The sequence below is a fragment of the Bifidobacterium breve DSM 20213 = JCM 1192 genome (assembly GCF_001025175.1).
Classification (GTDB): domain Bacteria; phylum Actinomycetota; class Actinomycetes; order Actinomycetales; family Bifidobacteriaceae; genus Bifidobacterium; species Bifidobacterium breve.
This window is the reverse complement of the sequence record NZ_AP012324.1, coordinates 1,518,104-1,538,875: the sequence shown is the minus strand read 5'-3', so window position 1 is coordinate 1,538,875 and position 20,772 is coordinate 1,518,104. Positions and strand designations below refer to the sequence as shown.

At 58.7% G+C, this 20,772-nt stretch carries 16 protein-coding genes; 10 read left to right on the top strand and 6 right to left on the bottom strand.

What is annotated here, in order from left to right; translation table 11 throughout:
* Window positions 1–2 precede the first annotated feature (2 nt).
* A complete protein-coding gene (locus tag BBBR_RS06770) occupies window positions 3–4,139 on the bottom strand; it encodes a DUF3418 domain-containing protein (RefSeq protein WP_003830422.1) in 4,137 nt (1,378 codons plus the stop codon).
* On the bottom strand, window positions 4,129–4,785 hold the full coding sequence (locus BBBR_RS06765; RefSeq protein WP_014483586.1) for a class I SAM-dependent methyltransferase: 657 nt from the start codon (window positions 4,783–4,785) through the stop codon (window positions 4,129–4,131). Before BBBR_RS06765 ends, BBBR_RS06770 begins: the two co-directional genes overlap by 11 nt.
* A 123-nt stretch (window positions 4,786–4,908) precedes the next feature.
* Here BBBR_RS06765 and hflX point away from each other — a divergent pair, with 123 nt between their 5' ends.
* Both hflX and BBBR_RS06755 read left to right on the top strand, forming a co-directional pair.
* Window positions 4,909–6,414 carry a GTPase HflX gene (gene hflX, locus BBBR_RS06760; protein ID WP_032738350.1) on the top strand — a complete coding sequence of 502 codons (1,506 nt, stop codon included), beginning with the start codon at window positions 4,909–4,911 and terminating at the stop codon, window positions 6,412–6,414.
* 184 nt (window positions 6,415–6,598) lie between these two features.
* On the top strand, window positions 6,599–7,561 hold the full coding sequence (locus BBBR_RS06755; protein ID WP_003830428.1) for an L-lactate dehydrogenase: 963 nt from the start codon (window positions 6,599–6,601) through the stop codon (window positions 7,559–7,561).
* 253 nt (window positions 7,562–7,814) lie between these two features.
* On the opposite strand, the gene BBBR_RS06750 is transcribed toward BBBR_RS06755, so the two are convergent.
* Both BBBR_RS06750 and lexA read right to left on the bottom strand, forming a co-directional pair.
* Window positions 7,815–8,759 (bottom strand): cation diffusion facilitator family transporter, encoded by a 945-nt coding sequence (locus BBBR_RS06750; RefSeq protein WP_019727435.1) that lies wholly within the window; start codon window positions 8,757–8,759, stop codon window positions 7,815–7,817.
* Between the two features lie 150 nt (window positions 8,760–8,909).
* A complete protein-coding gene (gene lexA / locus BBBR_RS06745; RefSeq protein WP_003830434.1) occupies window positions 8,910–9,623 on the bottom strand; it encodes a transcriptional repressor LexA in 714 nt (237 codons plus the stop codon).
* A gap of 150 nt (window positions 9,624–9,773) precedes the next feature.
* On the opposite strand from lexA, the gene BBBR_RS06740 reads away from it, so the two are divergent.
* Entirely contained in the window at window positions 9,774–10,157 is a 384-nt protein-coding gene (locus tag BBBR_RS06740; RefSeq protein WP_003830436.1) for a LysM peptidoglycan-binding domain-containing protein, read from the top strand.
* A gap of 53 nt (window positions 10,158–10,210) precedes the next feature.
* Window positions 10,211–10,651: a transcriptional regulator NrdR gene (gene nrdR / locus BBBR_RS06735; protein WP_015438975.1), complete on the top strand. Its 441-nt coding sequence runs from the start codon at window positions 10,211–10,213 to the stop codon at window positions 10,649–10,651.
* A gap of 76 nt (window positions 10,652–10,727) precedes the next feature.
* Here the strand turns inward: nrdR and serA are convergent, their stop codons facing one another.
* Window positions 10,728–11,927: a phosphoglycerate dehydrogenase gene (gene serA, locus BBBR_RS06730; RefSeq protein WP_003830440.1), complete on the bottom strand. Its 1,200-nt coding sequence runs from the start codon at window positions 11,925–11,927 to the stop codon at window positions 10,728–10,730.
* A gap of 10 nt (window positions 11,928–11,937) precedes the next feature.
* Entirely contained in the window at window positions 11,938–14,217 is a 2,280-nt protein-coding gene (locus tag BBBR_RS06725; protein ID WP_019727436.1) for a HelD family protein, read from the bottom strand.
* A 326-nt stretch (window positions 14,218–14,543) separates the two neighbouring features.
* On the opposite strand from BBBR_RS06725, the gene mraZ reads away from it, so the two are divergent.
* From mraZ to BBBR_RS06695, 6 genes are read left to right on the top strand one after another with little or no spacing between them, the layout of a single operon-like run.
* A complete protein-coding gene (gene mraZ, locus BBBR_RS06720; protein ID WP_003830445.1) occupies window positions 14,544–15,065 on the top strand; it encodes a division/cell wall cluster transcriptional repressor MraZ in 522 nt (173 codons plus the stop codon).
* The gene (rsmH, locus tag BBBR_RS06715) at window positions 15,065–16,117 is read left to right on the top strand and encodes a 16S rRNA (cytosine(1402)-N(4))-methyltransferase RsmH (protein ID WP_003830446.1); all 1,053 of its coding nucleotides are present in this window, start codon (window positions 15,065–15,067) and stop codon (window positions 16,115–16,117) included. The genes mraZ and rsmH overlap by 1 nt, the downstream gene beginning before the upstream one ends.
* 2 nt (window positions 16,118–16,119) lie before the next feature.
* Window positions 16,120–16,572, top strand: coding sequence for a hypothetical protein (locus tag BBBR_RS06710; protein WP_032738320.1), 453 nt, complete (start codon window positions 16,120–16,122; stop codon window positions 16,570–16,572).
* On the top strand, window positions 16,569–18,359 hold the full coding sequence (locus tag BBBR_RS06705) for a peptidoglycan D,D-transpeptidase FtsI family protein (RefSeq protein WP_003830449.1): 1,791 nt from the start codon (window positions 16,569–16,571) through the stop codon (window positions 18,357–18,359). Before BBBR_RS06710 ends, BBBR_RS06705 begins: the two co-directional genes overlap by 4 nt.
* Window positions 18,360–18,385: 26 nt before the next feature.
* Window positions 18,386–19,258, top strand: a complete 873-nt coding sequence (locus BBBR_RS06700; protein WP_003830451.1) for a hypothetical protein — start codon at window positions 18,386–18,388, stop codon at window positions 19,256–19,258.
* A 60-nt stretch (window positions 19,259–19,318) separates the two neighbouring features.
* Window positions 19,319–20,764 carry a UDP-N-acetylmuramoyl-tripeptide--D-alanyl-D-alanine ligase gene (locus BBBR_RS06695; RefSeq protein ID WP_003830453.1) on the top strand — a complete coding sequence of 482 codons (1,446 nt, stop codon included), beginning with the start codon at window positions 19,319–19,321 and terminating at the stop codon, window positions 20,762–20,764.
* The last annotated feature ends 8 nt before the right edge of the window (window positions 20,765–20,772 follow it).

Here is a 20,772-nt window from a genome sequence, read left to right as displayed (position 1 = left end):
GGCTAGGACAGCGCTTTCTTGATGCGGTTGAGCGATGCCGGCCCCTTGGTACCGAGTTCCTGAGCCCAGAGAGACACATAGAATTCTTCAAGCATCCAACGCGCCTGCTCGGCCTGCTGCGTCAGTGCTTCATGCTTCGGGCCAGCCGGTTCGGCTTTTGCCCGTGCCAATGCTTTATCGACCAATTGCTTGGCCTCGTCGGCCTGCCATGCCCACTTGACGTCACGGTTCTTATCAGTTTTCGCCTTGTTCAGACGGCTCACATCCGCCTTCAGATAACGGCTCAATGATTTCAGCGCATCCGGGGGAGTGCGGCCGATAAAACCTGGGTAGACAAGCGTGGCGATATGGTCACGGATAGACTGCAACACCGAAAGCATGGGCAGATCGGCCTTGCCGGAAGTGGCCTTATCCACGTCGGCATAAGACTTCATGATGCCGATGACATCATGCGCCACCTGGTACACGGTATCCTCATACACTTCGCGTATGTCGAGCACTGCGTTGGCCAGAGCTTCATCATCTGCGAGCTTGTCGACGTTCGGCAGCAGACGCTTGACCGTGGCCAGCTGCAAATCCTCAACCAATTCCTTGGTGGACTTGTAGGGGGCGGCAGCCAGCATCAACGCTTCGGTGCCCAGCCAACGAGACGAAATGCGTTCGCCCGGCAAGCGCAACGCATCCAATGCGCCACGCCATAGCATCGTGGCCCTCGACTCGGTAGTGGCACCCGCCTTATGCAGCAGATTCGCCTGTTGCACCAGCTTGCCTTGCTCGCCGGCCTGTTCGGCCTGTTTCTTGACCATCTGACGGGCCGAAGCCTCCGCCTGCGCGGCGAATTCGCGTTGCAATGCCTTCAGATCTTTGGCGGTGCCCAGCACTTTAACCGGCCCGCGTGCGTGACGGCGGCCACGCGGATGTTTGCCGGCCGGCAACTGCTGCTCCACTGAGAACGTAACCCGCAAATACGGGGACAGACGCTCGACCAATTCCGGTCCCAACACCTCAGGATGAATCTGCGCTCCCACGGTAGCGATGGCGGCCTTGGTGAACACGTGCGCCAGATCGGGCCAGCCAACAGTGGTGCCTTCCTCGTCCACCGGTGGCAGATTCGGTTTCTGCTGCGAGCCGGAACCCGGCAAATCGGGGTAATGTTCGTTAATCCAATCGCGAATCGTGCGTGCGGCATCCGGAGCCGGTACGAACTGGACGCGCAGCTGCTTGGGCAGTGCCTTAATCATTGCCAGAATCAGCTCATCCAGCAAACCCGGCACATTCCATGTGAACTGGTCGGGCGTAATGCGCGAGAGTGCCTTGAGCGGCACATGCACGGTGACGCCATCGGCCGGGTCGGTTGGGTCGTACACGTAGCTCAGGCGCAGGTCGATAGGCTGGCCATCGGAACCCGTGGTATGCCAATGGTCGGGGTAATCATCCAAACTGACCGAATCGCTGGATGCCAGGCGTTCCACCTTGGCCGGGTCGAAATCCAGCAAATCCGGCTGCTTATCGTGGTCGATCTTCCACCATTTCGCCAAATCGGCCACACAGGTCACATCATTGGGAATGACGGCATTATAAAAATCGAACAGATCCTCGTCGGACACGGTGTCCGCCAGCTGACGGGTGCGGCTGGCATCATCGGCGGCATCCTCAAGAATGTCGCGATTCCTGCCCACGAATTCGTCGTAGCTGAAGCGCTGCTGAATGTCACCTTCCACCAAGCCTTGACGAATCAGGAAATCACGGGCCTCAAGCGGATTGATGCGCCCCCACTGCACGGCACGATCCCGCACAATCGGCAGACCATAGAGCAAGACGCGTGCGGTGGCCACGGCGGAGCCGCGCGAGCCGGACCAATGCGGTTCTGCATACGTGGTGCGGGTTAGCTGGCCGGCCAGCGGTTCGGCCCATGCCGGGTCAATGGCGGCCGAATACCGGGCCCACAGACGAGAGGTCTCCACCAGTTCGGTGCTCATCACCCATGAAGGGGTCTTCTTGGCTACGGCGGAGGCCGGGAACAAGGCGAAACGAGTGCCGCGCGCACCTTGATAGTCATTCTTCGACATCTTCTGGGCGCGTTTCATCGCGCGGGCACGAGCCGCTCCACTGAGTCCCGCAAAGTCGGAAGCCTTGGGCTCTCGGATCACTTGCATGCCCATCATGGACAGCAAGCCGGCAAGCATCGATTTATGAATGCCGTCCGTATCCCACGAACAGCACAGCGAATGCGCGGCCTGCTGATTCAATGGCAGCTGACGAATCTCCAAACCGGGGCGGGAAGACGGCAACGGGTCGCCGACCTTGAACTTCAGCTCCTTGCACATCTGCCTGAGCTGAGAGACCAGATCCTTCCACTGGCGCATCCTGAGCCAGCTGAAATATTCGGTTTTGCAGATACGGCGCAACGCATTGTTGCTCGGATCGCCATCCGCCTGGAATACGCGATCCCAGATATTCAACGCCGTAAGAAAATCACTGGTTTCATCCGCATACCGGTTATGAATGCGGTCGGCTTCCTCACGCTTGTCATCCGGGCGCTCGCGGGGGTCCTGCAAGCTGAGGAACGCCACCACCACGAGCACCGAAGCCAGAAGATTCGGTGAACCGGCCTTGGCCGCTTCGATGACCATGCGGCCCAGACGCACGTCGATGGGAATACGCGCCAGCTGACGACCGGTATGGGTGAGCGTCACCTCGCCACGCTTGCGGCCTATGGCCTTCAGCTCGGTCAGCTCGTTGAATCCGTCGGACACAGCCTTCATGTCCGGTGGGTCGATGAAACCGAAGTTCGTGACGTCTTCCGCCGTACGGGCCACGCCCACGGAGAGCATGTGCAGCACCACCGCGCCTAGCGAGGTTCGCAGGATCTCCGGCTCGGTGAAACGGGGACGGGTCTCGTAATCCTCACGCGAATACAACCGGATGGCAATGCCGTCGGCCACACGTCCGCATCGGCCGGACCGCTGATCGGCGCTGGCCTGGCTGATCGGCTCGATGGGCAGACGCTGCACCTTAGCGGTCTTCGAATAACGGGAGATGCGCGCGGTGCCGGGATCCACCACATAACGGATACCGGGCACGGTCAGCGAGGTCTCGGCCACGTTGGTGGCGATGACGATGCGCTGATGGGTGTGAGACTCGAACACCTTGTGCTGGTCGGCGGCCGACAGGCGCGCGAACAACGGCATGATCTCAATGGCGTCGGGGCGGTGCATATCATCGGCTCGCGGGCCGTAATGGTGACGCAGAGCTGCCTCGAACTCGTGAATGTCGCGCTCGCCGGAAGCGAAGACCAGAATGTCACGCGGGCCGCGCTCATGGGAGGAATGGATGACCAGCTCGGCACAGGCTCGGGCCACCGCTGTGGGCATGTCGGTGATGCCGTCGTCGGCGTAATCGGCATTGCCGCGTCTGCGGGAATGATCGGCATCGGATTCGGCGATGGCGCTCGCCAGCTCGTCATAGTCGGCGTCTCCGGGGCGGGCGCCGGTCGCAAAGCCCGGCACCTCACGCATCAGTGCGGGTGCGGTGCCGAGCGGTTCGTACACCACCTGCACAGGGAAGGTGCGTCCGGACACCTCGATCACTGGTACTTTCTCGTGCAATGCGTGCGCGAAATGTTCTTGGAACTTCACCGAATCGATGGTTGCGGAGGTGATGATGAGCTTCAGGTCGCGACGCTGGGGGAGCAGGGCCGTTAGATATCCGAGCAGAAAGTCGATGTTCAGGCTGCGCTCGTGGGCCTCGTCGATGATGATCGTGTCATACTGGCTGAGCTTCGGATCGCGTTGAATCTGGGCGAGCAGAATACCGTCGGTCACCACGCGCAGACGCGTATTCGGGGAGCTTTCGTCGGTGAAGCGCACCTGATAGCCGACTTCATCGCCCAGACGTACGCCCATTTCGGAGGCGATGCGTTCGGCCACCGTGCGTGCGGCGATACGGCGGGGCTGGGTATGCACGATCTGCTTGCCGTGTGTGCCCCGGCCGAGTTCCAACAGAATCTTCGGCAGCTGCGTGGTTTTGCCGGAACCGGTCTGACCGGAAACAATGACGACTTGTGAACGACGGACAGCGTCGGCTATCTCATCACGTGCGGCGGATACGGGAAGTTCGGCAGGATACTCATATTTCATGACGAACTTCAATGATACGGAAGCCCTTGGAGCTCGCGTATTTGCTTGCAGTGAACCCTTCGCCCAGCGATTCGTCCAGCCAGGGGATCAGCGAGTCGGAGCCAAGGTTCTTTTGCACCACCAGATAAGCCGCTCCTCCCACCTTGAGTTTGGGCAGCCAGGCCATGAGCAGCGTATGCAAGGCCTCCTTGCCGATGCGAATCGGGGGGTTCGACCATATCGCATCGAATGTGAGGTCGCCGGGAATCGGCTCGCAATGTGCGCTCTGGCGGTCGGCTGGCAGTGGGGTGCTGGTTTCATCCACCTGTGTGGTGTGAATATTGCGGCAGCCATTGGCCTCGGCGTTGACATGGGTGAGTTCCAGGGCGCGTTCGTTGACGTCCACGGCCCATACGTTCGCTTCGGGCGATGCGAACGCCAGAGCGAGGGCGATTGGCCCCCAGCCGCAACCCAGATCCAGCACATTGCCGGATACCGGCGGTTCCGGAGCGTGCTTGAGCAACACGGAAGTGCCCAAGTCGACGCGGGAGCCGGAAAACACTCCGTTCGATACCTGTACTTGGGCATCATGACCTTGCAACGTCACATTGAGCGTGCGGCGCACGTCCTTTGACGATGGCTCCGCGGAGAAATACTGTTCGGCCATGTTTCGCTCCATTCCCGCGGGTTTCCCGCTTCTTGCATATGCCAATGCTGGCATGTCACCTCACTCGATGATAATAAGGAGGCATAGAAGAATCGTGAACACTTGACTGACACCGAGGTGCCTTTGACCGACAACACCCAGTACACCGACCTTGATCGCAGCGACGCTGATGAAGCCCCATCGGGAGTGTTGTCCGGCCAATCCAATGTGCTGCTCGACGATACCCAACGAGCCGCGGGATGGCATGAAGACTCCAACCAGGAATGGGAGGAGCGTGAGGCCCGTAACGAGCTGAAACATGTGGCCGGCTTGGGGGAGCTTCAGGATGTTACTGAGGTCGAATACCGTAAGGTGCGTCTTGAGCGTGTGGTGTTGGTCGGTGTCTGGTCATCGGCGGTGACCACCCAGGCCAAGGCGGAGGAGTCGCTCAGGGAGTTGGCGGCTCTCGCCGAAACGGCAGGTGCCGTGGTGTGCGATGGCTTATTGCAGCATCGGTCCAAGCCGGATGCCGCTACATATGTCGGTTCCGGCAAAGCACGGGAAATCGCGGATATCGTGGCCCGTGAAGAGGCCGATACGATTGTCGTGGATGATGATCTGGCACCGTCTCAACGTCGTGCACTTGAGGATGCCGCCAAAGTCAAAGTGGTGGATCGCACTGCGGTGATTCTCGATATTTTTGCCCAGCATGCCACTTCACGTGAGGGCAAGGCCCAGGTGGAGCTTGCGCAGCTTGAATACATGTTGCCACGACTGCGCGGCTGGGGTGGATCTCTATCCCGTCAGGCCGGTGGTCGTGCGGCTGGTGCGGATGCGGGCATCGGATCGCGTGGTCCTGGCGAGACCAAGATCGAGATGGATCGCCGTGTGATTCGTGCGCGTATCGCCCGCTTGCGTCGGCAGATTCGCGAAATGGCACCGGCGCGCGAGATCAAGCGTGGCTCCCGTAGGAGATTCGGGCTGCCTACCGTGGCTGTGGTGGGGTATACGAATGCAGGTAAATCGTCGTTGACCAACCGGCTGACGGGGTCTGCGGAATTGGTGGAGAACGCGCTGTTCGCCACGCTGGACACGGCGGTGCGCCGTGCCAAAACCCATGACGGGCGTGCATTCGCTTACGTGGATACGGTCGGGTTCGTGCGTCGACTGCCCACGCAGCTGGTCGAGGCATTCAAATCCACACTGGAGGAAGTGGGAGAGGCCGATGTGATTGTGCATGTGGTTGATGGCTCCCACCCGGATCCGTTCTCCCAGATTGATGCGGTGAACGATGTGCTGGCGGATATTGAAGGCACCGTCTCCATCCCCCGTATTCTCGTGTTCAATAAGGCCGATCAGATTGATGACGCCAAGCGAGAACGTCTGGCCGCCTTGCAGCCAGATGCGTTCATCGTGTCGGCATACAGCGGTAAGGGATTGGATGCGTTGCGCGATGCGGTCGAAGAGCTGTTGCCCGTGCCGCATGTGCATATCAATGCGTTGCTGCCGTACACGGCGGGGTCTCTGCTTTCCCGTGTACGTGAATACGGTAAGGTGGATTCCGTGGAATATCGCGATGACGGAGTGGCGCTCGAAGCGGATGTCGATTCGCACTTGGCTGCGCAAATCATGGAGCAATCAATCGCATAAATAACGTGACGAAAATCACATAATGGCTGTGAGCGCTAACAACTGCTGAAAACATTAGGGTTATGGCATCATTGGATATGCATTGTGGCCCGCGAAACGTCTTAGCGGGTTTATAAAGTGAAACCGTTAGTTACAAGGCCTGCCATTCATCAGCAGACCGCCTTTGAAGAGAGGTTTATCCATCATGGCGGAAACTACCGTTAAGCCCACGAAGCTTGCTGTTATTGGTGCCGGTGCCGTTGGCTCTACTCTTGCCTTTGCCGCTGCACAGCGTGGCGTCGCTCGCGAGATCGTGCTCGAGGACATCGCCAAGGAGCGCGTGGAGGCCGAGGTGCTCGACATGCAGCACGGCTCCAGCTTCTACCCGACTGTGTCCATCGCCGGTTCCGACGATCCTGAGATCTGCCGCGACGCCGACATGGTCGTCATCACCGCTGGCCCTCGCCAGAAGCCGGGCCAGTCTCGTCTTGAGCTCGTTGGCGCCACTGTCAACATTCTCAAGGCCATTATGCCGAACCTTGTCAAGGTGGCTCCGAACGCTATCTACATGCTCATCACCAACCCGGTCGACATCGCCACCCATGTGGCTCAGAAGATCACCGGTCTGCCTGAGAACCAGGTCTTCGGCTCTGGCACCAACCTGGACTCCGCTCGTCTGCGCTTCCTGATCGCCCAGCAGACCGGCGTCAACGTCAAGAACGTGCACGCCTACATCGCTGGCGAGCACGGCGACTCCGAGGTTCCGCTGTGGGCTTCCGCCACCATCGGTGGCGTCCCCATGTGCGACTGGACCCCGCTGCCCGGTCACGAACCGCTCGATGCTGCCAAGCGCGAGGAGATTCACCAGGAAGTCAAGAACGCTGCCTACAAGATCATCAACGGTAAGGGTGCCACCAACTACGCCATCGGTATGTCCGGCGTTGACATCATCGAGGCCGTCATGCACGACACCAACCGCATCCTGCCTGTGAGCTCCATGCTCAAGGACTTCCACGGCATCTCCGACATCTGCATGTCCGTGCCGACCCTCCTCAACCGTCAGGGCGTCAACACCGCCATCAACACCCCGGTGTCTGACAAGGAGCTCGCCGCTCTGAAGCGCTCCGCCGAGACGCTGAAGGAAACCGCCGCCCAGTTCGGCTTCTGATAAAAAATCGTTCTGCGGACGTCCTCGTCGTTACGGCAGGCTCGACGTACCTTCGTGCGCCTTCGCCTGCCGCGCCTAGAGGCCGCACGCGCAGAACGATTTTTATATCGAACGGGAATCCTCGACTCGATTGAGTCGAGGATTATTTATTTGCGCGAATAATGGTCTGCGCGTGCGGCCTCTAGGCGCACCGAGGGAAGGCGTACGAGGGTACGTCGACCGAGGGGCAACGACGGGGACGCTCCACAGAGCATCATTCGTGGAGTTCGTTGGAGGAGGGGGAGCTGTAACCTTCGGGCTCCAGTTGGAACGTGGTGTGGGGGACTGAGACGGGGAAGTGTTCGCGCAGGCAATCCTGAAGTTGGGTGAGGATGCCCGCTGCCTGTTCCATGGTGAGTCCCCGTTCCACCACCACGTGCGCCATGAGAATCGGCATGCCGGTGGAAACCGTGCTGGCATGCAGATCGTGAACGGCGACAACATGGGGAACGTTCTCCAGATGCTCGCGAACCTTGTCGAGGTCAAGTCCTTCAGGAGTTTCTTCCAACAGTACCTTGACCGCGTTGGACAGCAACTTGATGGCACGGGGAATCATCATCAATGCGATGACCGCGCCGGCCACGGCGTCGAAGCCGTTCCAGCCGGTGGAAATCATGACCAATGCGGAGGCCACCACGGCAACCGATCCGAGTGCGTCGTTCATCACTTCGAGGAATGCGGCCTTCATATTCATATTGTCTTTGCGTTGCGAGGCGAGTATGAAGATTGAGATGATGTTTGCCGCGAGGCCGAGAATACCGACGAACAGCAGCAGTCCGATATCGTCGATCTCCGCTTTGGATCCACCGAACAAACGCATGCCGGCTTCGATCAGTGCGTAGATACCTACGATGAGCAGCACAACAGCGCCGGCGGCCGCAGTGATTACTTCGAGCCGTGCCCAGCCCCAGGTGCGCGTATTGCTTGGTTTGCGGCGCATCAGTGCCGCGGTGATGGTCGAGGCAACCAATACTGACATGTCGGTGAGCATATGTCCGGCATCCACGAGCAGGGCCAGGGATCCGGTAAGCACGGCGGATATTACTTCGATAAGGAAAACGGAGCCGGTGACGGCCAGCGTGGCGATGAGGCGGCGCTGGTGAGCGGCCGCGTCGACGCCGGATGATGGTGATGGTGCCGGTGCATGATTGTGAGCCATGTCTGTTCCTCCTTATTCACGGTGTTGAAACCGCTTCTCATTTCCATTTCCGTTATGGTGCAAATACGACGAAACCCCGGCGCGAGGCCGGGGTTTCATGAACTGAGAGCGACTATAGCACGATATGAGCGAATCGGCTGCGAGGGAAATTCATAGCTTGCGCAATACGGTGACGACCTTGCCCATAATCGTGGCGTAAGTGCCGTCGATGGGGGAGTATGCGGGATTGTGTGGCATAAGCCAGATGTGGCCGTTTTCCTTGCGGAAGGTCTTGACAGTGGCCTCGTCATCCAGCAGTGCGGCCACGATATCTCCGTTCACGGCGGAGTTCTGTTCGCGCACCACCACGAAGTCACCGTCGCAGATGGCGGCATCAACCATGGAATCGCCGTGTACTTCCAACATGAACAGATTGCCGGAGCCGGTCAGTCGTTCCGGTAGACGCATGACATCGTCGACGTGCTGTTCGGCGGTGATGGGTACGCCGGCGGCTATACGTCCGACCAGCGGAACATCCTGTGATTCGGCGATTGACTCACTGGGGAATGCGTAGATACCGGCGGTGTGCTCTTCTACGGTGTTCGCGGTGACTGCTGCAGTGTTTTCCGGTGGTGGAGCGACCACCTCGATGGCGCGACCTTTATTGGCGTTCATGCGAATAAAGCCCTTGTCCTCCAGCACTTGCAGTTGATGTTTGACTGAGGAAGGGCTTTTGAGCCCGGCAGCTTCACCTATTTCTCGGAATGATGGCGCAAAGCCCTGTTCGTCGATGTGGAGTCGAATGGCATCCAAAACTTTGCGCTGGCGCTCGGTCAAAGTGGATTCGTCCGGCTCCTGCTGAGGGGGGGCGGGAATGCTGCTCACGTCGGGGCTCCTTTCGTTACCTCACCAGCATAACGTGATATTCGTGTGAAATCAAACATCTGTTCGAGTATTGACTTGACGAGTTCGAACATTTGTGCCACTCTAAGAACAGATGTTCGATAGAACACTTGTTCGAGAGAGGTGGTCGTGATGACTGGTTCGATGGTGATGGCAATGGGTCGTATGGCGGGGAAGCGCAGCAACGCATATCGTGCTGCGCGTCGTGGTGCGGTGCGTAGAACCAACGCCGTGCGAAGCGATCGTCGCGGTAAGGTGATGGCGGTCGTGTTGGCGGCAGCCCTGGCGTGGGGCGGATTCGCCATGCTGACGGCTGAGCCGGCGCGCTCCGATACCGGTGCCACGCAGGTGATCAGCTATATAGTGCGTCCGGGGGACACACTGTGGTCGTATGCATCCTCCATCACGCCCGCCGGGCAAGATGTCTCGGAGACGGTGGATGAGTTGATCTCGTTGAACAATCTGGAGTCAGGGGCTCTTCGTGCGGGACAGCGTCTAATTGTTCCTGCTGAGTAAAGGAACACTCGATAAGTATTGTTTTTCCGTGTGTTCACGTTATTCTGGGGGACATGCATTGCCCTTTTTGCCAGAATCCTGACACCAAAGTCATTGATACCCGTATTAGTGACGACGGCTATTCCATTCGTAGACGTCGTGTTTGCCCGAAATGCAATAAGCGTTTCACCACCGTGGAAACCAGCATGTTGCTGGTCACCAAACGTTCCGGCGGCGCTGAACCGTTCAGCCGGGATAAGGTTATCTCCGGTGTGCGTAAGGCTTGTCAAGGCAGACCTGTCAAGGAGGAGGATCTGAAGCTGCTGGGGCAGAAGGTCGAGGAGGATCTTCGCTCTCGAGGACTGGCCGAAGTGACTTCCGGCGAGGTCGGCAAGGCAATCCTCAAGCCACTGCGTGATCTTGATGTGGTCGCGTACCTACGTTTTGCGAGCGTGTATCAGAATTTCTCCGGCCTGGAAGATTTCCAGAGCGCCATCGATGAATTGCGCGAATAATGGTTCGATACCAAGAAAAAGGCCCGTCTGATGACGGGCCTTCTGTCGTGCTGATGCAGTTTATGTCGATGCGGTATCAGCCGATGACACGCATGCGGATGGTGCCTTCGATGCTACGCAATGCCTCCAGTGTGGCGGGGCTGGGCTTTTGAGCCACGTCGGTGACCACATATCCCAACTCACCTTCAGTGGCCAATGACTGGAAGGAGATATTGATGTTCTCCTCGCCAAGCACGCGGTTCACACGGGCGAGTACACCGGGCAGATTGTCATGCAAATGCGCGATGCGGCATACACCCTTGCAATCGGTGAGATTGATTTGTGGCAAGTTCACCGACAGTGACGTCGAACCCTTCGACCAGTAATCCTCCAGGCGTTGGGAGACAAAGTGACCGATGGACTCCTGCGCTTCCAGCGTCGAACCGCCGATGTGCGGGGTCAGAATCATATTATCTTCGTTGGCAAGCGCCGTCTCAAACGGGTCGCCGCTCTTCTTAGGCTCGACCGGGAACACGTCAACGGCGGCACCGGACAGATGGCCGGAGTCGAGATGCTGCTTCAGCGCGCCCAAATCAGCAACGAATCCACGAGACAGATTGATGAAGATGGCGTCCTGCTTCATGTGCGCGAACTGATCCTCGCCGAAGAAGCCAGTGTTCGACTTGCGCCCGTCTACGTGCAAAGTCACTGCATCAGACTGTTCAAGTAGTTCGTTCAGCGTCGAGCAACGATGGGCGTTGCCCAGTGCGAGCTTCTCCTCGATGTCGTAGAACACCACGCGCATGCCCAGCGCTTCCGCCAGTACAGACAGTTGGGAACCGATGTTGCCGTATCCGATGATGCCCAGCGTCTTGCCGCGCACCTCATGAGAACCGGAGGCCGACTTGTCCCACAAGCCGTGCTTGATGTGATGCGTATGCGCAGGGATGCGACGCATCAGGCAGATGATGTCGCAAATCACCAGTTCCACAACGGAACGGGTGTTTGAATACGGTGCATTGAACACGGCGATGCCGTGCTTGCCGGCATAATCAAGATCCACTTGGTTGGTGCCGATGCAGAAGCATCCGATGGCGCTGAGGGTCGGGCGGGCATTCAGTACGCGTGCAGTGACATTGGTCTTGGATCGCACTCCGACGAGATCCACGCCCTCTAACGCGTCGATGAGCTCGTCCTCGTTCAGGGCTCCCTTCATGGTTTCGACTTCGAAGCCGTGATCTCGCAGCGATTTGGCTGCGTCAGGATGGATGTTTTCCAGTAACAGTGCTTTAGGCATATCTTTCACCTTAGATGTTCAGGGAACGCTCGTCCTCTTTTGTCCGAACTATAACCAGTTTCTGTGTTGGTCTGGTCGTTGCCACGTAGAGGTCGGATGCGGCGACCAAACGGCTTGGGGCGTCATCTTCGATGCGTCCGGGTTCAATGACGATAACAGCGTCGAATTCCAGGCCTTTGACCATTTCGGTGCCGCATACGCTGATCTGCTCATCCCATTCGGGCTGGTCGATAAGACGCTGATATTCGGATGGGGCCATCAGACTGGATAGGCGATGCCTTACTGCTTCGCGCACCGGCTTAATGAGGTCGTTCGGGCAAATGATGGCGATGCGTCCAGTGCCGTCCGCCGAAACAAAATGATTGGCCAGCTGTGCCGCCTGGTTGGAAGTAACGGTAAGCAGAGCCTTCATGTCGTCTACCACGTGTCGAGACACGGAATCCGGCAAGGCGCGGACCGCGTTCACCGTGGAAATATAGAGTCCTTCGTTCTGCGCAAAACGGGAGGCGAGGTCGGAGACCTCCTGCGGATTGCGGTAATTGATGGTCAGCTCATTGAGGTCCCAATGGCCTTCGCCGAACAGTCGGTTCATCGTCTTGTCCCAACGGCGGGTGCCGGCCAGTGCCGAGGTCTGTGCCACATCGCCCACAATGGTGAACGATCGTGACGGACAGCGACGAATGAGCATTCGCCAATCCATTGCGGTCAATTCCTGCGCCTCATCCACCACGATGTGACCATAGGTCCATTCTCGATCGGCTGCTGCGCGCTGGGCGGTGAGCTCGCCGTCGTCGCCGTTCATCTGATCGAGCAGCATCTGGCTCGATACGATGCCCTGACCGAGGCCGGTTGCGGCCAACGTGTCTTTGGCGTACTGCTCTTCGGCGGCGCGTCTGGCATTGGCGGCGGACTGCTTGGCCACGGTTTTGGGATCGGGTCCCAGCAGATCCATCGCCTCGTCAAGCAGCGGAATATCCGACCGGGTCAGAGGTGAACCTTTCGGCCGTGCGAGAGTGGCCAGATCGTCATCGGTCATCCATCCGGCCAAGGACTTCAGGCGTTCCGGGTGAGCGAAGAGCTGGTCGATAAGCCAGGGGGCGGTCATCGGCAGCCAGCACAGATTCAACGTTTTGCGCACCTGTTCGTTCATGCGCAGCAGCGACATGGCGCGATTGAGCTCCGCCTGATCGGGGGTGTAGTCGAGTTGCTCTGCATACCGGGTCTGCATGCTGCGCAGCATGGAGCGGATAAAGGTCTCTCGGGCCTTGTTATGCGGTTGCCTTGTGCGTTTGGCGTCGGACTGCGCCTGTTCGATATCGACGGCAAGCATCGGTATCTGAATGCCGCTGATGGTGACGGTTGGCAGATTGCCGGGCACGCGGATGCGGGAGGCGATGGCGTTGGCGATCACCTGTGCCATGCGACGGTCGCCCTTGAGTTTGGCGGCTTGCGGAGTGTCGATTGCCGATGCGGTGATTCCCGGAATCAGGTCACTGATTGTACGGGAGACGACACCGGTCTCGCCCAACGAGGGAAGCACCTGATCGATGTAATGCAGGAACGCGGAGCTGGGGCCCACCACCAGTACGCCGGAACGTTCCAGTGTGCGTCGATGCGTGTAGAGCAAGTAAGCGGCACGGTGCAAGGCCACAGCGGTTTTGCCGGTGCCTGGGCCGCCCTGTACCACCACGGCACGGTTCATGTCAGAGCGGATAATGCGGTCCTGCTCGGCTTGGATGGTGGCCACGATGTCGGTCATTTTGCCTGTGCGACGCGAGCTGAGCGAAGCGAGCAGTGCACCTTCGCCGGTCAGGGTGCCGGCAGTGGAGGCTTGGCCCACTTGGTCAGAATGCACGTCCAGTACTTCGTCTTCGACGCCTACCACTTCGCGGAAACTCAACGTGATATGGCGGCGCATCACGATGTCGCCATGGTTGGAGGGCGTCGCCTCGTAGAAGGGGCGGGCCGCTTCGGCTCGCCAATCGGTCAGAATGGGTTCATGGTCGGTGCTCGACAGACCGATGCGACCGATGTAATGACGAGTGCCGTCTTGCGAGTCAAGTCGTCCGAACACGAGCCGGTCTTCCACGCTGCGCAGCTGAGTGAGGCGATCTTCGTACATGGTGGCAAAAGAATCGCGCTCGGTGCGTTGGGTGGGGGAGCCGTGCGAACCGGCTGCTCGTACGGTGCTCAGTCGCTGCCACATTTCGGCGCGCAGGTCATCCAGACGTCCATAGGCGCGATCGACGGCCTGCTGCTCCTCGTGCAGCTGTGAGGCGTAACTCGACATGCTTCTCTTCGTCTCCGCTCGTAATGGTCACAAACTTTAAGGCATTCAAATTTACCGCACACCCCCTACGTCGGGGAAGGGCAGTGGTGCGGCTGCTCTGGTGATGTGCCTGCCCACGCCGCGCGCGATGCGTTTCCAAATCGGTGACGGCTTTTTTGCGTTTTGCGATGGTCGGTGAGTTCCGCTTCGCGGCCGTGTGCAATCGTGACGGTTTTTCCAAAAAGGTGAGTAAAACGTGTTGTAGTGGGGAAAAATGGTGAATGGTGGGGTAAAGTGGTGAATCAGTTGGCCGAAGTATACCCGGCGAGTACAAAGGAGGTGGAGCCATGGTCGAGAGCAAGCACTCGCGTGAAACCGATGCTGATCAGCAAGGCTCCGCCGGAATCGACGGCCTCATGGCCGGCCTGCCTCCGCTGCTGCTGGGCACGTACACGCCGAAAATCGATGCCAAGGGTCGTGTGGCACTTCCCGCGAAATTTCGTTCCCAGCTTGGCCAGGGGCTGGTAATGGCCCGAGGCCAGGAACGTTGCGTGTACCTGTTGCCGTTTGACGAATTTCGTCGTATTGCCTCCCAGATTCAGCGCACTTCGGTGGGCAACAAAGCCGCCCGCGAATACTTGCGTGTGTTCCTGTCTGGCGCAGTCGATCAGGAACCCGACAAGCAGGGGCGAGTTGTGGTGCCGCAAATGCTGCGTGACTACGCCAATCTCGGGTCCGACATTGTGGTGATCGGTGTGGGTACGCGCGCCGAACTGTGGAACAAGGATGCATGGGAGTCCTACCTCGCACAAAAGGAAGAGGGATACTCCGATATCGCCGATGATGTACTGCCTGAGGTGGAGTTCTGATGATTGATGTGACGAATATCCACCAGCCAGTGCTGCTTGATGACTGTGTGAATCTTGTGGCGCCGGCATTACAACACGAAGGTGCCGTGGCCGTGGACTGCACGCTGGGTCTTGCCGGTCATTCCACCGCTTTCCTGAAAGCGGCGCCGCAAGCTCGTCTTATCGGTATTGACCGTGATAGTGAGGCGTTGGCCTTGGCGACTGAGCGTATGGTTCAGGAGGGGCTTTCCGACCGATTCACGCCGGTTCATGCGGCCTTTGATCAGCTTGATCAGGTGCTTGCCGATCAAGGCGTGGAACGAGTGGATGCCGTGTTCATGGATTTGGGTCTGTCGAGTTTGCAGATTGATGAAACGGATCGTGGATTCTCGTACTCCCATGATGCCCCGTTGGATATGCGCATGGACGTGAGCCAGAATCTCACGGCCGAGCGGATTCTCGCTGATTATGATATGGCATCGCTGATTCGCGTCTTCCGGGAATATGGTGAGGAGCGGTTCGCTCGTCAGATCGCGCGTGAGATCGTGTCGCGCCGCACGCAGACGCCATTTACCACAACCGGCCAGCTCAACGCTCTAGTCGAAGATGTGGTGCCCAAAGCTCACCGTCCGGCCGGCAATCCGGCAAAGCGTGTGTTCCAGGCGCTGCGCATTGAAGTCAACGGCGAGTTGGACAAACTGTCATCCATTCTGCCTCAGGCCGCGAATCGTCTTCAGGTCGGAGGCCGTTTGGTGGTGGAGTCCTACCACTCGTTGGAAGACAAGACAGTCAAATCCTTTATGGCACAGGGCCTGAAGATTGATGCGCCGGCAAACCTGCCAATCGTGCCGGATGATGCCCAGCCGTTCTTCCGGGAACTGACCCGAGGCGCAATCAAGGCCGATGATGAGGAGCGGCAACGCAACCCGCGATCCGCTTCAGTGAGGCTCAGGGCGGTTGAGTTGAGCAGACGGATTCCTGAGAGGTGGCGAGAACGCTTCGCACAAACAGCGGCAAACCCAAAGGAATCGAACACCACACGTAACAATGGCAAACACGGAAGGAGGGGCTGACCATGGCAGCAACGGCACGCAGCATTCGATCCAGTGCTTCAACGCAGTCCAGGCCGCAGTCCAGGCCTCAGGCTCCTTCGCGCCCTGAACTGAAGGTGATTTCCGGTCAGCGGGTTCAAGCAGAAGGAAACATGATTGAACGGGTTATTGAATGGACCCGTACACGCAGCGCCCCGCTGATGCATGTGGTGATTGCCATCGTGTTCCTCATGTCCACGTTGCTCGGTGCGCTGGTACTGCGCACCCAAATGGTGCAAAACTCGTTTGAGGCGGCAGAAGTCAAGCAGCATATCAGCACGCTGACCCAGGACATCGAAGACGATCAGGCCAAGCTTGACCAGTTGGTCGCATCGCTGCCGGATAAGGCCGATGAAATGGGCATGGTGTCGCAAGGCGGATCGGTGACTATTGATTTGAACGGATACCAGCAGTCCGGAGAAAGTGGAGCACAGTGAAAGCCACCATCGCACGTATCGTTCACTTGTACAAGGTGAAGACCTTTGCCTTCAAATGCATCGCCGTGGGCGTGGCATTGGGCATCGTGGCAACAATGTGCCTTGCCCAGCTGGCCTCCACCCAATTGATTGGCGGACGTCAAACCGCACAGGCCGCGACGGCCAGCCGTACTTCGCGCGTGACGCTCAGCGCCAAGCGCGGACGCATCCTTGACACCAACGGCACTGTGCTCGCCCAGAGCGTGGAACGCTATACCATTGTGGCCAACCCCGAGGCTGCCCAGGAATTCGTTCCCACCGATTGCAACGAGAAGACCAAAGACTACTGCGACGAGATCGACGGCAAGCCGGTGGGTGCCACGGGCGCTGCCGCAGTGGGCCGTCTGCTGGCCAAGGCTCTTGACATGAATGCGATGGAGCTGGGCGCGGATCTGTCGATCAGCGGCCAATACGTCGTGCTGAAGAAGGATGTCACGCCACAGGTCAAGCGCACCATCGACGATTTGAACCTTGGCGGCATCGTCTGGGGCGAACTCAGCAGCGAACGCCTGTACCCTGATGGAGAACTGATGGGATCGCTGCTCGGCGGAGTCAACGACGAAGGCGTAGGCGTGGCCGGATTCGAGCAAATGGAGAACAAAACGCTCACCGGCACCGATGGACACCAGATTTACCAGCGTGGCAACTACGGTGGCGAAGAGATTCCCGGCACCATGACCGAAGCCGTGGCCGCCAAGGACGGCAAAGACGTTACGCTGACCATTGATCGTGATGTGCAGTGGTATGCCAAGAAGATCATGAAGGAAGCGACAGCCCAGTACAGCGCCCAGTGGGGTATCGCCGTGGTGCAGAACGTGCAGAACGGCGAAATACTGGCTCTGGCGGACAGCGATGAGATAGCGGCCGGCAGTGACGAAGCGAAGATGAACGTTTCGCGAGCCGTGTCCCAGACCTTTGAACCGGGCTCGATCGGCAAGGTTATTTCCATGTCCGGTTATTTGCAGACCGGGTTGCGCAAACCGACGGATCAGTACACCGTGCCAGGCCAGCTCACTGTGGATGGCCAGACCTATAAGGACGCCTTCGAGCATGGTGATGAGCATTGGACTCTGGCTGGCATTCTCCAGAAATCATCGAATATCGGCATGGTCATGGCCGGCGATGGCTACACGGATGAGCAGCGGTACGAATACCTGACCAAGTTCGGCATCGGACAGTCCACGGGATTGGATCTGCCTGGCGAGTCCAGTGGCGTGCTGACCTCTCCCTCGGCATGGGATGCGCGAACTCGCAACACCGTGCTGTTCGGTCAGGGATACACGGTCAATGCCTTGCAGCTGAGCAACATCGTGGCCACCATTGCCAATAAGGGAGTGAAGCAGCAGCAGTCCATCATCAAGTCGGATGACGGCAACACCGAAAACAAGAGCAAGGCCACTCGCGTGGTCGATGAGCAGGTGGCCGCTCAGATGATGGATGCCATGGAGTCCGTTTCGGATAGCTACAGCGCCTTCGTCAAGGTTGATGGCTACCGCATGGCCGCGAAGTCCGGTACCGCCGAGGTACAGGGCGCCGATGGCAAGCTGTCCTCCATCATCTCCGATTACTCGGTGGCCATTCCCGCCGACAATCCGCGTTTCGTCGTGACTGTGGTGCTCAAGGACCCGACTGGTTTCGGTGGCCTGACCGCAGGCCCGGTATCCGCGCAGATTTGTGCGTTCCTTATGCAGAAATACGAGGTGCCTATCTCGACGCCGCGTAAAGATGCTATTCCGGTCACTTGGTGATATATCGAAAAGAAAGGCGTTGACCCATGAGCGCAGTGAGCGAATCCATCGCCCAGCGAATGACTTTGGGCATGCTGGCCGAGCGGTATGGCTTCGATATTGATCCGGAATTTGCATCCAATGTCACCATCACATCGCTCAGCGATGCTGTAGATACCATTTCGCCTGGCGCGATGTATATCTGCGACAGCAATCATCTTGCCGATCTGCCCCGTGCCGAGCAATCCGGTGCCTATGCGGCTCTGCTGCCCAGAACGTGCCGTGGCCGGGATATCCAGTCTGGCATCCCGCTGGTGTTCGGCGATTGCGGCAACCATATGCTCGGTGATTTGGCCAGTTCTCTGGCAGGAACCCCATCCAATGCTATGGCGGTATTTGCCGTGGCCGGCGATGATGATGACATCATCCATGCCGGTGTGAAGCATCTTGCCGATTTCCTGCACATGCTGGGCAACCCCGTTGCCGTGATCGATTCCACTGGTTCCACGTCGATGACGCGTTCTTTGAACCTTTCGTATCCGTTGGGCATCCTCGATGTGCAGCGCACCCTCGCGGTCTGCGCGGAGGACGGCGTTGCCGCCGTTATCATCGCGATGAATAACGCCACACTGCAACGTGAAGCGTTGGAATCAGTGAACGTGGACGTGCTGGGCTCCGAGCGAGTCGCGCAAGGGGAGGATGTGGCCTCCTTAAAAACCCGATATGCGTTTGTATCCGACCGTGCCCTGGCTCTGACCGTACCTACTGGGGAGTCTGACGAACTGGCGGCCGAATCGCCCGCCATGTTTGACCAGGATAGGCTCGGCCATATGTCTCTTGCTGTTGCCATGGTGCTCGCGGCAGGCGTGCGCAGGAACAACGTGCGTAGTGCTCTGCGAGTGGCCAATAATCTCAGATGACGTGCGGCGGATGCAATACAATACAGCAATATACGACACACTGAAGGAGTTCAAGACACCATGGTCCCGATGAGCGTGGAGGAAATCGCCAAGGCCGTTGATGGTCGGTTGGTAGCAGGCGACGGTCCCGCCATTGAAGCCACCGAAACGGTGACTGATTCTCGTCAGGCTGGCTCCGGAGCAGTGTTCGTGGCCATTAAGGGCGAGCGGGTCGATGGCCATGGCTTCGTGGATAAGGTCGCTGACCAAGGAGCCGCAGCCGCCATTGTCGACCATGAAGTAGCGTGCACAACGATGCCGCAGATCGTGGTCGAAGACACCGTCGCAGCATTGGGATTGCTGGCCAAGCATAATATCGATCGTCGGCGCCAGCTGCCCGGTGCCTTTGACCTGATCGGATTGACCGGTTCGGTGGGCAAAACCACCACCAAAGATTTGCTCTCCGCGCTGCTGAGCACGTTGGGTCCCACCGTGGCACCGATCGGTTCTTTCAATAATGAGATCGGCTTGCCGTTGACCGCATTGCGAGTCAATGCCGACACCCGTTTTTTCGTAGCGGAAATGGGCGCCAACCATATCGGTGAGATCGCGCGGCTGACCCGTATCGCACCGCCGAATACGGTTATTGTGCTCAGGGTCGGAGTCGCGCATCTCGGCGAATTCGGTTCCAGGGAGCGCATTGCCCAGGCGAAAAGCGAGATCGTGCAGGGGCTGCTGCCCGGCGGCACCGCCGTGCTGAATGCCGATGACGATTACGTCGTGCCCATGGCACAGTTTGCTTCCGGCGACGTACTGTGGTTTGGTCAGGGGCACACCCGTGACTCCGAGGTGCATGCCGATCATATTGCTGCAGATGCCGCTGATCACGCCGAATTCACCATGACCGACGCGCACGGCGAGCAGGTTGCCGTACATCTGGGTATTCCAGGCCGTCATAATGTGATGAACGCGCTTGCCGCGGCAACCGTCGCATTGCGATATGGCATGCCGCTGACTGCTATTGCACAGACGTTGGCCGCGCAGCACACCATCAGCCCGCATCGTATGGCTCTATCCACGGTGAGCCGTCAAGGAGCTTCGTTCGAGCTGATTGATGATTCCTTCAACGCGAACCCGGATTCCATGAAAGCCGGATTGGACGGCCTGCGAGCATGGAATGCGAATGATGGTCGCCAGCCATTCCGTGTGGCATTGCTGGGCGCGATGCTCGAGCTTGGTGCGGATGAGCGTGAATTGCACGCTTCGGTCGGCGAATATGCGGCCGGTCTGGGACTGGATGCCATCATCACGGTCGGATCGCCCTCAGACGCGCATCTGAACGTGTTGGCCGAATCTTTGGCCGAAGGCGCAACACGTGGGCGTGCGGCTTCGGTAGACTGTGTGCAGACCATTGATGAGGCCGAGCGCATAGTCTTTGACTTGGCCAAGAATCATACGGATACCGTGGTACTGCTCAAGGGCTCGCACGCCTCCGGACTCAGCGCATTGGCTGAGCGGTGGGCCTGACGCTGAAC

Bases quoted from the DNA above. Each gene is read 5' to 3' on its own strand.
- rsmH (WP_003830446.1), top strand. From the start codon at position 15,065: ATGATTGATGTGACGAATATCCACCAGCCAGTGCTGCTTGATGACTGT.
- BBBR_RS06755 (WP_003830428.1), top strand. From the start codon at position 6,599: ATGGCGGAAACTACCGTTAAGCCCACGAAGCTTGCTGTTATTGGTGCC.
- BBBR_RS06750 (WP_019727435.1), bottom strand. From the start codon at position 8,759: ATGGCTCACAATCATGCACCGGCACCATCACCATCATCCGGCGTCGAC.
- serA (WP_003830440.1), bottom strand. From the start codon at position 11,927: ATGCCTAAAGCACTGTTACTGGAAAACATCCATCCTGACGCAGCCAAA.
- BBBR_RS06770 (WP_003830422.1), bottom strand. From the start codon at position 4,139: ATGAAATATGAGTATCCTGCCGAACTTCCCGTATCCGCCGCACGTGAT.
- nrdR (WP_015438975.1), top strand. From the start codon at position 10,211: ATGCATTGCCCTTTTTGCCAGAATCCTGACACCAAAGTCATTGATACC.
- BBBR_RS06695 (WP_003830453.1), top strand. From the start codon at position 19,319: ATGGTCCCGATGAGCGTGGAGGAAATCGCCAAGGCCGTTGATGGTCGG.
- BBBR_RS06710 (WP_032738320.1), top strand. From the start codon at position 16,120: ATGGCAGCAACGGCACGCAGCATTCGATCCAGTGCTTCAACGCAGTCC.
- BBBR_RS06725 (WP_019727436.1), bottom strand. From the start codon at position 14,217: ATGTCGAGTTACGCCTCACAGCTGCACGAGGAGCAGCAGGCCGTCGAT.
- BBBR_RS06700 (WP_003830451.1), top strand. From the start codon at position 18,386: ATGAGCGCAGTGAGCGAATCCATCGCCCAGCGAATGACTTTGGGCATG.
- BBBR_RS06765 (WP_014483586.1), bottom strand. From the start codon at position 4,785: ATGGCCGAACAGTATTTCTCCGCGGAGCCATCGTCAAAGGACGTGCGC.
- mraZ (WP_003830445.1), top strand. From the start codon at position 14,544: ATGGTCGAGAGCAAGCACTCGCGTGAAACCGATGCTGATCAGCAAGGC.
- BBBR_RS06740 (WP_003830436.1), top strand. From the start codon at position 9,774: ATGACTGGTTCGATGGTGATGGCAATGGGTCGTATGGCGGGGAAGCGC.